The 10,170-nt window shown below is 71.1% G+C and carries 9 protein-coding genes; 2 read left to right on the top strand and 7 right to left on the bottom strand.

What is annotated here, in order from left to right; genetic code table 11:
• On the top strand, window positions 1-969 hold a 969-nt coding region (locus KDL01_RS34615; protein ID WP_212532911.1), incomplete at its 5' end, for a MinD/ParA family ATP-binding protein.
• A gap of 224 nt (window positions 970-1,193) precedes the next feature.
• On the opposite strand, the gene KDL01_RS34610 is transcribed toward KDL01_RS34615, so the two are convergent.
• The 3 genes from KDL01_RS34610 to KDL01_RS34600 form a co-directional block, all read right to left on the bottom strand.
• Complete coding sequence (locus tag KDL01_RS34610) at window positions 1,194-2,552, bottom strand: M20/M25/M40 family metallo-hydrolase (RefSeq protein ID WP_212532910.1); 1,359 nt, start codon at window positions 2,550-2,552, stop codon at window positions 1,194-1,196.
• A 9-nt stretch (window positions 2,553-2,561) separates the two neighbouring features.
• Complete coding sequence (locus KDL01_RS34605) at window positions 2,562-3,935, bottom strand: hypothetical protein (protein ID WP_212532909.1); 1,374 nt, start codon at window positions 3,933-3,935, stop codon at window positions 2,562-2,564.
• 93 nt (window positions 3,936-4,028) lie between these two features.
• Window positions 4,029-4,967 carry a bifunctional riboflavin kinase/FAD synthetase gene (locus KDL01_RS34600; RefSeq protein WP_212532912.1) on the bottom strand — a complete coding sequence of 313 codons (939 nt, stop codon included), beginning with the start codon at window positions 4,965-4,967 and terminating at the stop codon, window positions 4,029-4,031.
• 174 nt (window positions 4,968-5,141) lie between these two features.
• Here KDL01_RS34600 and KDL01_RS34595 point away from each other — a divergent pair, with 174 nt between their 5' ends.
• Entirely contained in the window at window positions 5,142-5,849 is a 708-nt protein-coding gene (locus KDL01_RS34595) for a hypothetical protein (RefSeq protein WP_212532908.1), read from the top strand.
• A gap of 45 nt (window positions 5,850-5,894) precedes the next feature.
• On the opposite strand, the gene truB is transcribed toward KDL01_RS34595, so the two are convergent.
• The 4 genes from truB to infB all read right to left on the bottom strand — a co-directional run.
• Window positions 5,895-6,827, bottom strand: a complete 933-nt coding sequence (gene truB / locus KDL01_RS34590) for a tRNA pseudouridine(55) synthase TruB (protein WP_212532907.1) — start codon at window positions 6,825-6,827, stop codon at window positions 5,895-5,897.
• Window positions 6,824-7,288, bottom strand: a complete 465-nt coding sequence (gene rbfA / locus KDL01_RS34585) for a 30S ribosome-binding factor RbfA (protein ID WP_212532906.1) — start codon at window positions 7,286-7,288, stop codon at window positions 6,824-6,826. Before rbfA ends, truB begins: the two co-directional genes overlap by 4 nt.
• A gap of 18 nt (window positions 7,289-7,306) precedes the next feature.
• The gene (locus KDL01_RS34580) at window positions 7,307-7,624 is read right to left on the bottom strand and encodes a DUF503 domain-containing protein (protein WP_212532905.1); all 318 of its coding nucleotides are present in this window, start codon (window positions 7,622-7,624) and stop codon (window positions 7,307-7,309) included.
• A 152-nt stretch (window positions 7,625-7,776) separates the two neighbouring features.
• On the bottom strand, window positions 7,777-10,170 hold a 2,394-nt coding region (gene infB, locus KDL01_RS34575; protein ID WP_212532904.1), incomplete at its 5' end, for a translation initiation factor IF-2.

The following is a 10,170-nucleotide window of genomic DNA, read 5'->3' as shown; positions in this document are numbered from 1 at the left end:
GGCTCGGGGCTGGCCACGCCGCTGGGGTTCCAGGCGTCGCAGGAGCTGAGCTCGGAGCGGCTGGTACGCAAGGCCGAGCCGGTCGCGAAGACGGGGTGGCGGCGTACGGTGCGTTCGGCCAGTGGCGGGCTGCTCAAGCCGGGGCCCGGGAAGATCGAGGCGTATCGCAATGACCTGCTCGAGCGGGTGCGCACGCCGCTGTTCGGGTGCCACCGGATCGCGGTGATCTCGCTCAAGGGAGGCGTGGGCAAGACGACGACCACCACGGCGCTCGGGGCCACGCTCGCGTGGAACCGGGGGGACCGGGTGATCGCGGTGGATGCGAACCCTGACGCGGGGACGCTGGGGCGGCGGGTGCGGCGGGAGACCGGAGCCACGATCCGGGACATGCTGCAGGCGCTTCCCTCCATCCGCAGCTATGTCGACATGCGGCGGTTCACCTCGCAGGCGCCGAGCCGGCTGGAGATCCTCGCCAACGACGTCGACCCGGCCGTCTCAACCACGTTCAACGACGAGGACTACCGGCGGATCATCGAGGCGCTGCAGAACCAGTACTCGATCATCCTCACCGACTCCGGCACCGGACTGCTCTACTCCGCCATGCGCGGCGTGCTGACGATGGCCGACCAGCTCATCGTGGTCTCCACGCCCAGCGTGGACGGCGGCAACTCGGCCTCCACCACGCTGGACTGGCTGGTCGCGCACGGGTTCGAGGACCTGGTGCGCCGCTCGATCACGGTCATCTCGGCGGTGCGGCCCTCGTCGAAGGAGATCGACCTGTCGCAGCTCATCGCGCACTTCGCGGCGCGGTGCCGGGCGGTGGTGACGATTCCGTACGACTCGCACCTGGCCACGGGCGCGGAGATCGACCTCGAGTATCTCCGGCCTGCGACGGCGGACGCGTACCTCGAGTTGGCGGCGCATGTCGCGGAGGGGTTCACCTCGACCCGAGGGATGCGGCCGTACTGAGAACTGACGAGTGAGGACTGAGGACTGAGGGCTGGGCACTGAGTGCCGAGTGCTGAGTGCCGAGTGCCGAGTGCCGAGTGCTGAGAAGAGCGGGCGGGGATGGCAGGCCGACCGCGTGATGCAGGACACGTGATGCGTACGGCCCGGCCGCTGGAGTTCAGCGGGCGGGCCGTACGTATGTGCGTGGCGGGGCCGAGCGGCGGGCGACGAGCGGCGCGCTGGTGTCAGGCGGACATCAGGAAGCGGTCCAGGACGCGGGCGCCGAAGTCCAGGGCTGAGATCGGCACGCGCTCGTCGACGCCGTGGAACATGGCGGCGAAGTCCAGGTCCGGGGTCAGCTTCAGCGGGACGAAGCCGTAGCCGGTCATGCCCATGTCGGCGAAGGTCTTGTTGTCGGTGCCGGCGGACAGGCAGTAGGGGACGGTGCGGGCGGCCGGGTCCTCGGCCTTGAGGGCGGCGAGCATCGTCTCCACCAGCGGCGCGGCGAAGGGGGACTCGACGCTGCGGTCGAGGTGGATGTTCTCCCTGACCACGTCGGGGCCGGCCAGCTCGTCGATCAGGGCCAGGAACTCCTCCTGGCCGCCGGGCAGGAACCGGCCGTCGATCACGGCTTCGGCCCGCTCCGGGATGACGTTGGTCTTGTAGCCGGCGTTGAACATGGTCGGGTTCGCGGTGTGCCGCAGCGTGGCGCCGATGAAGCGGGCCAGCGGGCCGAGCTTGGCCACGGCCTGCTCCGGCTCGGCCGGGTCGAAGTCGATGCCCATCGCGTCGCAGACCTCGGCAAGGAAGTCGCGCACGGTGGGGATGAGGGTGACCGGGAACTCGTGCGTGCCGATGCGGGCGACGGCGGCGGCGAGGGCGGTCACGGCGTTGTCGTCGTTGATCATCGAGCCGTGTCCGGCCCGGCCGGCGGCGCGCAGCCGCATCCAGGCCAGGCCCTTCTGCGCGGTCTCGATCAGGTACAGCCGCAGCCCGGGGTTGATCTCCATGGAGTACCCGCCGACCTCGCTCACGGCCTCGGTGCAGCCGGCGAACAGCCCCGGGTGCTTGGCGGCGAGGAACTTCGCACCGAAGTTGCCGCCCGCCTCCTCGTCGGCGAGGAAGGCCAGCACGACGTCGCGGCGCGGGCGGCGGCCCTCGCGCAGCATCCGGCGCACCACCGCGAGGGTCATCGCGTCCATGTCCTTCATGTCGACGGCGCCGCGGCCCCAGACCAGGCCGTCGCGCACCTCGCCGGCGAAGGGGTGCACGCTCCAGTCGGCCGGGTCGGCCGGGACCACGTCCAGGTGGCCGTGCACGAGCAGGCCGTCGGCGGACGGGTCGGTGCCCTCGATCCGCGCGACGACCGAGGCGCGGCCGGGCTCGGACTCGAAGATCTGCGGTTCGAGGCCCACCTCGGCCAGCTTCTCCGCGACGTACTCGGCGGCCGGGCGCTCGGGTTTGACCGGGTTCGAGGTGTCGATCCGGATGAGGTCGGTGAGGAACCCGACCACCTCGCCGTACGCCGTCTCGGCGTCGGCGGACGTGCCGGCGGACGCGGCCCTGGTCGCTTCGGTCTCGTACTCGTGCGCAGACTGGCTCATGACGCCAGCTTAATCCGCGTGCGGCTCGTCCACGGGGTGCTGCCGCGTCGGAGGGTGCGGATGGTGGGAATGTTCGTGCAGATGAAGCTCGTGTTGGACGGCCGCCTCGGCCTCGAGCAGCCGCGGCACGGTCATCCGGGCCAGGGCCGTGTGCGCGGTGTCGATGTGCTTGAAGTGGACGCCGGAGGCGCTCAGCTCGCTCTCGACGGAGTAGCGGCGCTCGTAGAGGGCCAGGTAGACGCGGCGGACCTGGATCGCGGTCTCGAGCTCGCGGTTCATCCGGGCGTAGAACTGGGCCTTGTACGCCTCGTCGGTCATCGAGGAGATGGCGAAGAAGAAGGCTGAGACCGCGCCCAGGAAGACCGAGACCTGCCAGAGCCGGTGGTCGATGCCGATGCCGATGTAGTCCGACAGTTTGTTGCCGAAAAGCGTGACCGGGTAGTTGTAGTTCTCCGGCTTCTTCGTCCACTCGTTGATGAGCGCCGGGGTGATCGCCAGGCGGCCGAAGCCGATGAAGAACAGGAACACCAGCACGCCGAGCAGCACCACCTGCAGGATCTGGCCGACGAAGAGCACCATAAGGACATTAACGCGCTGCGCCCGGCTCAGCGGGAGCGCGCCCTCGTGCAGGACCACCTCGGTGATCACGCCGTCCATCGGAGTCGCCTTACAGGCCTCGACGATGGTGGTGCGGTCATCGTGGGCTGCGACGCGCTGGACCTCTTCGGGCAGCCGGTAGAGCAGGAACAGCACGGTGAACACGGCGAACAGGCCCACCACGCCCGACAGTCGGGCCGAGGTCATGCTCTCGCCGCCGGCGAACTCCCACACGTCGCCGCTGATGAACAGGAAGCTGTTGAACAGGAACACCAGCGGCAGCGCGCGGGCCGCGAGATCGAAGACCTCGCCGAGTTCCTGGAAGGTGCGCCGGAAGGCCCAGTTCGCCAGCGGGAGCAGCGCCGAGGCGACCACGTAGATCAGCAGCACGACGCCGACGTCGACGCCGAGGTCGATCAGCGCGTCCCTGATCCGGTGCCGCGCGACGTACGCGACGATCGGGGGGATCGCGACGAATCCGCCGAGCTCGAACCAGTTGATCTGGCTGGGCAGCCCGACCGCCTTCTCGCCCTTGAACATGTTGCGCACCATGTACAGCAGTGCCAGCAGCAGCACGCCGAGCGTGGCGCCGCCGATCCGCTGCGGGGCGGTGAGGTGCAGGGAGAGCACCACCATCAGGTTGGCCACGAAGTACACCAGCAGCAGTGGCAGAGCACTGGTGAAGACGTCCTCGGTGGCCTTGCGATCCTCGATGAAGTAGGGCAATCCGCGCCGTACGAACCAGGACTCGGTGCGCTCCAGCAGTTGGTCGTAGCTCTCCGCCATGCCGTCCGTCTTTCCCGCCCCAGTCCCACCGTGGTCATACGGTGGATACGAACCCGTATGTCGGTCACGATAGCGGACCCGGCGGGGGCCGGGCTACTCGGCCAGCAGGACCCTGGCCTTCGCGACGTCCTGGTTCATGCGTTCGATGAGCTCTGCGATGCCGGAGAACTTCTCCTGGCCGCGCACCCGCGCGACGAAGTCGACCGCGACGTGCCGGCCGTAGAGGTCGAGGTCGGTGCGGTCGAGCGCGTACGCCTCGACGGTGCGGTGTTCGCCCTCGAACTGCGGGTTGGTGCCCACCGAGATCGCGGCCGGCAGCCGCTCCTCGCCGGTCAGCAGCCAGCCGGCGTAGACCCCGTCCGCCGGGATCGCCGAGTGCGGCGGCGAGTCCACGTTCGCGGTGGGGAAGCCGAGCTCGCGGCCGCGCTTGGCGCCGTGCACGACGGTGCCCTCCACCCGGTGCGGACGGTCCAGGCGCAGCGCCGCGGTCTCCACGTCGCCCGACAGCACCATCCGGCGCACGTCGGTGGACGAGAAGCGGGACTCCTCCCCCTCCTCCGGGGCGGCCAGGGCCAGCCCCTCGACGTCGAAGCCGAGTTCGGCGCCGAGCTCGGTGAGCACGGCCACGGTGCCGGCGGCCTTGTGCCCGAAGCGGAAGTTCTCCCCCACCACCACGGCCGCCGCGTGCAGCCGCTCCAGCAGCACCTGCTCGACGAACTCGGCCGGGGTCAGCCGGGACAGCTCCACCGTGAACGGCAGGACCAGCACCGCGTCCACGCCGAGTTCGGCCATCAGCTCGGCCCGGTGGGCGGGGGTGGTCAGCAGCGCCGGGTGCGTGCCCGGGCGTACCACCTCGCTCGGGTGCGGGCTGAAGGTCAGCACGACGGCCGCCGCGCCGCGTTCGCGGGCGAGCTCCACCGCCTTGCGCACGACCCGCCGATGGCCGTGGTGCACTCCGTCGAAGAAGCCCACGGTGACGACCGAGGACCCCCAGTCCGAGGGCACCTCGGCCAGGCTGTCCCACCGCTGCATCGCATCCCGCTGTCCGCTCACAGTCCAAGCGTGCCAGATCCGGCGGTGTGATCCGTACCGGGCCCGTCGAAGGCGCGTGCGGAGTGCTGGCGGGAACCTACCGCCAGGCCTACGATGGCCTGCGCGTATCAAACGGGGCGTCGGCTCGGCGCCCTCGAGGAGGGGAATGCACTCATGGCCTACCAGCCGCCCGGACCCTATCCGGTCATGCCGATGCAGCCGGTGTACGGCCTGCCGCAGCGCCCGCCGATCCCGCAGGCGGCGCTGCGCTCGTACTACGCGATCCTCGGCGGCGCCGCGCTGAGCGTGGTGGACATCCTCGTCACGTTCACCGAGATCGGCGACATCCGCACCCAGGTGCGCCAGGAACTGCCCGGCTACAGCGCGAGCACGATCAACACGGCGGTCAACATCGACATCGCCGCGGTGGTCGTCGGGGGGCTGCTCGGGACGCTGCTGTGGCTGTGGATGGCGTGGAAGATCAAGTCGGGGCGCAACTGGGCCCGCGTGCTCAGCTCGGTCTTCTTCGGCATATCGGTGCTCTCCGCGCTCGCCGGCGGCTTCAGCTACAGCGCCAGCGAGAGGTCAGGCTCGACCAGCACCACGGCCTCGATCCACACGCCGGTGGCCGGGACGATCCTGAGCTGGCTGACCGTGGCGGTCGGGCTGTACGCGCTGGTGATGTTCTGGCACAAGAGCAACGCCGCGTTCTTCCGGCCGCAGAAGTTCGCCGTCCCCGGCTACCCCTACCCGTACCCGCCGCAGGGCTACCCGCCCGCGCAGTACCCGCAGATGCCGGGTCAGGGCGGCATCATGCCGGGCCAGCCCGGGGACGGGACGCAGCAGCAGTCGAACGACCCGTGGAGCACCCCGCCGCAGTAGAAGCCGCGGGGCACGCACCACCATCGGGGGACGGACGGGGCCGGTTCAGACGAACACGGCGATCGGCTTGCAGCGCCGGCCCTGCTCCTCGACCAGAGCCAGGAACGCCCCGTCCGGCGCGAACACCGCGATCGGGCCCGGGCCGAGGCCGCGCGCGGGCAGCGGACCGCCGTGCGCGATCGCCCGCGCCTGCTCCTCGTCCGCGTCGTAACGCGGGAACGCGGCGCCCGCGGCGTCCGCGATCGGCAGTACCGGCACCGATTCACCCGCCTCGGCGAGTGCGGTGAGTGCTCCGAGTTCGGCCGCGTCGGCCAGCGTGTAGGGACCGACCCGGGTGCGCCGAAGCGCCGTCAGATGCCCGCCCACGCCGAGATCCTCGCCGAGGTCGCGGGCCAGCGCGCGGATGTAGGTGCCGCTGGAGCACTCCACCCGGACGTCGAGGTCGAATACGCCCTCGCCGCGCCGGGCGCCGAGGAGTTCGAACGCGTACACGGTGATCGGGCGCGGCTGGAGCTTGACCTCGTCGCCGGAGCGGACGCGGGCGTAGGAACGCACGCCGTCCACCTTGATCGCCGAGACGGCCGAGGGCCGCTGCATGATCTCACCGGTGAGCACGGCGATCCCGGCGGCCACGGCCTCGTCGGTGACGGCGGCCACCGCGGCCGGCTCCGCCTGCGTGGTGACCTCGCCCTCGGCGTCGTCGGTGACGGTGGCCTGGCCGAGCCGGATGGTCGCCTCGTACTCCTTCCGCGTCAGCGTCAGGTGCCCGAGCAGCCGGGTGGCCTTCTCCACGCCGAGCACGAGAACGCCGGTGGCCATCGGGTCCAGCGTGCCGGCGTGGCCGACCCGTCGGGTGCCCACCAGCCGGCGCATCTTGCCGACCACGTCGTGCGAGGTCCAGCCGCCGGGCTTGTCCACGATGACCAGACCGTCCGGCGGGGCCGGACGGTCCGCATAGGCCTTGGGCCGACGGCTCAACGCTCGTCCTCGTCGTCTGCCTCGTCGTCCTCGTCCTCGAGCGAGCGCGGCGCCTTGTACGGGTCGGCCTCGCCGGCGAAGGTCTTGCCCTCGGCGATCTCGCGCACCCGGGCGTCCTCGGCCGCGGCGCGGGCGAGCAGGTCGTCGATCTGCCGGGCGCCCTCGGGGATCGCGTCCAGGATGAAGGCCAGGGTGGGGGTGAACTTCACCCCGGTCTGCCGGCCCACCTCGCTGCGCAGGATGCCCTTGGCGGACTCGAGCGCGGCGGCCGAGGCGGCCCGCTCCTCCTCGTCGCCGAAGACGGTGTAGAAGACCGTGGCCTCCCGCAGGTCCCCGGTGATCCGGGTGTCGGTGATGGTGACGAACCCGAGACGCGGATCCTTGATCTTCGTCTTCAAGGTCTCGGCGACCACCACCTTGATCCGGTCGGCCAGCTTCGCCGTGCGCGTGCTGTTCGCCATGATCCGCTCCTTCGATTCTCAGTCGTCTTCGTCGCTGCGGACGCGGCGGTGCACCGAGAGCACCTCGAGCTCGGGCCGCCAGGACACCGCGCCCTCGCAATCGTCCAAAAGCTCTATCACCCGATGGTGGGTGCCCGCCACGACGGCCACGCCGATCACGGCGCGTCGGTGGAGATCCTGCAGCGCCACCTCCGCCGCGCCCACTCCGGGCCGCCGGTTGAGGTCGGCCAGTACGGGCTTGACCAGCGCCCGCTTCTGCTTGAGCGAGTGCACCTCGCCCAACAATACGTCGATCTTCAGCGTTCCGGAGAACACGGCGCCGTCGGACACAGGCATCAGGGCTTGACCCAGCCGAGGGGAGGTGAGGGGGGTGGAATACCAGGGCCCGCAGGCCCGGCATGCAAGAGACTTGCATACCGGGCCTGCGGGAGACAACGGCTTATCCCGCGGATGGCAGCCCCGCGTACGGGGGCCCCGCGCCCGGGACCTTACGAGCGAGCCTTCTCGCGCATCTCGTAGGTCTCGATGACGTCGTCCACCTGGATGTTGTTGTACGAGCCGAGGCCGATACCGCACTCGTAGCCCTCGCGGACCTCGGTGGCGTCGTCCTTGAACCGGCGCAGCGAGTCGATCTGCAGGTTCTCCGCGACCACCGCGCCGTCCCGGATGAGCCGGGCCTTGGCGTTGCGGCGGATGAGACCCGAGCGGACCAGGGTACCCGCGATGTTGCCGAACTTGGAGGAGCGGTAGACCTCGCGGATCTCCGCGGTGCCGAGCTGCACCTCCTCGTACTCCGGCTTGAGCATGCCCTTGAGGGCCGCCTCCATCTCCTCGATCGCCTGGTAGATGACCGAGTAGTAGCGGATCTCGATGCCCTCGCGGTCGGCCTTCGTCCGAGCACGGCCGTCGGCCCGGACGTTGAAGCCGATGATGATCGTGTCGCTGGTCAGCGCCAGGTCCACGTCCGACTCGGTGATCGCGCCGACGCCGCGGTGGATGATCCGCAGGTCGACCTCGTCGCCGACGTCCAGCTTGAGCAGGGCGTCCTCGAGGGCTTCGACCGAACCGGACACGTCGCCCTTGATGATGAGGTTGAGCTGCTGGATGTCGCCCGACTTCAGGGCGCGCTCCAGGTCCTCCATGGACACGCGCACCCGACGACGGGAGAGCAGCGCGTTGCGCTCGCGGGCCGAACGGCGCTCGGCGATCTGCCGGGCGACGCGGTCCTCCTCGACCACCAGGAAGGTGTCACCGGCACCGGGCACCGAGGTCAGACCCAGCACCTGCACCGGACGGGACGGGTCCGCCACCTCGAGGTTGTTGCCGTTCTCGTCCAGCATGGCCCGGACGCGACCGTGCGCGTCGCCGACGACCATGGTGTCGCCCACGCGCAGCGTTCCGCGCTGGACCAGCACCGTGGCCACGGCACCGCGGCCGCGGTCCAGGTGGGCCTCGATCGCGACACCCTCGGCGTTCTGGTTCGGGTTGGCCCTCAGATCCAGGGACGCGTCCGCGGTCAGCACGACCGCCTCGAGCAGTTCCTCGATGCCGATGTTCTCCCGCGCGGAGATGTCGACGAACATGGTGTCGCCGCCGTACTCCTCTGCCACCAGGCCGTACTCGGTGAGCTGGCCGCGCACCTTCTGCGGGTCCGCGCCCTCCTTGTCGATCTTGTTGACGGCCACCACGATCGGCACCTCGGCCGCCTTGGCGTGGTTGAGCGCCTCGATCGTCTGCGGCTTGACGCCGTCGTCGGCCGCGACCACGAGCACCGCGATGTCGGTCACCTTGGCACCGCGGGCACGCATGGCGGTGAACGCCTCGTGGCCCGGGGTGTCGATGAAGGTGATGCGCCGCTCGGTGCCGGCCACCTCGGCCGCTACCTGGTAGGCACCGATGTGCTGGGTGATGCCGCCGGCCTCGCCCGCGACCACGTTCGCCTTCCGGATCGCGTCCAGCAGGCGGGTCTTACCGTGGTCGACGTGGCCCATGACGGTGACCACCGGGGGCCGCGGGGCCAGGTCGGTGTCGTCGCCCTCGTCCTCGCCGAACTCGATGTCGAAGGACCCGAGCAGCTCGCGGTCCTCCTCCTCGGGCGAGACGATCTGGATCTCGAAGCCGATCTCCGAGCCGATCAGCTGCAGGATCTCCTCGCTGACCGACTGGGTCGCGGTGACCATCTCGCCGATCGAGAAGGCGGCCTGCACCAGCGCGGCCGGGTTGGCACCGATCTTCTCGGCCAGGTCCATCAGCGAGGAGCCGCGCGGCAGCCGGACGACCTGTCCGTTGCCGCGGGGCAGCATCGCGCCGCCCATCGACGGGGCCTGCATGTTGTCGAACTCTTGCCTGCGCTGCTTCTTGGACTTGCGTCCACGGGCCGGGCCGCGACCGCCCGGACGCCCGAAGGCGCCCTGCGTGCCGGCACCGCGACCGCCACGGCCGCCGCCACCGCCGCCGCCGGGGCGACCGGCGAAGCCGCCACCGCCACCACCGCCGCCGCCGGGGCCGCCGCTCGGGCCGCCGCCGAAGCCGCCGGGACGGGGGCCGAAGCCCGCGCCGGGACCGGGACGGGGACCGCCGCCGGGACGCGGCGGACCGCCGGCCGGACGGGGACCGCCGGGAGCGCCGGAACGCTGGCCGGGGCCGCCCTGGCCGCCGCCGGGACGCGGACCGCCCGGTGCACCGGGACGTCCGCCGCCACCCTGGGACGGGCCGGGACGGTTGGGCATCATGCCCGGGTTGGGACGCGGGCCGCCGGGGCCGCCGCCGCCCTGGCGGGGGGCCGCCGGACGCGGGGGCATGCCGGGACGCGGCGCGCCGGGCACCGAGCCGCCCTCGCCGCGGGCCTCGCCGCCGGGACGGGGACCGCCCTGGGGACGGGG

The sequence above is a fragment of the Actinospica durhamensis genome (genome assembly GCF_018139695.1).
GTDB lineage: Bacteria > Actinomycetota > Actinomycetes > Streptomycetales > Catenulisporaceae > Actinospica > Actinospica durhamensis.
The sequence above is the reverse complement of the archived record's forward strand: the minus strand, read 5'-3'. Positions and strand labels throughout refer to the sequence as shown.

Coding starts and splice junctions, on each gene's coding strand:
- KDL01_RS34580 (WP_212532905.1), bottom strand. CDS start 7,624: ATGCCTGTGTCCGACGGCGCCGTGTTCTCCGGAACGCTGAAGATCGAC.
- rbfA (WP_212532906.1), bottom strand. CDS start 7,288: ATGGCGAACAGCACGCGCACGGCGAAGCTGGCCGACCGGATCAAGGTG.
- KDL01_RS34595 (WP_212532908.1), top strand. CDS start 5,142: ATGGCCTACCAGCCGCCCGGACCCTATCCGGTCATGCCGATGCAGCCG.
- KDL01_RS34600 (WP_212532912.1), bottom strand. CDS start 4,967: ATGCAGCGGTGGGACAGCCTGGCCGAGGTGCCCTCGGACTGGGGGTCC.
- KDL01_RS34605 (WP_212532909.1), bottom strand. CDS start 3,935: ATGGCGGAGAGCTACGACCAACTGCTGGAGCGCACCGAGTCCTGGTTC.
- KDL01_RS34610 (WP_212532910.1), bottom strand. CDS start 2,552: ATGAGCCAGTCTGCGCACGAGTACGAGACCGAAGCGACCAGGGCCGCG.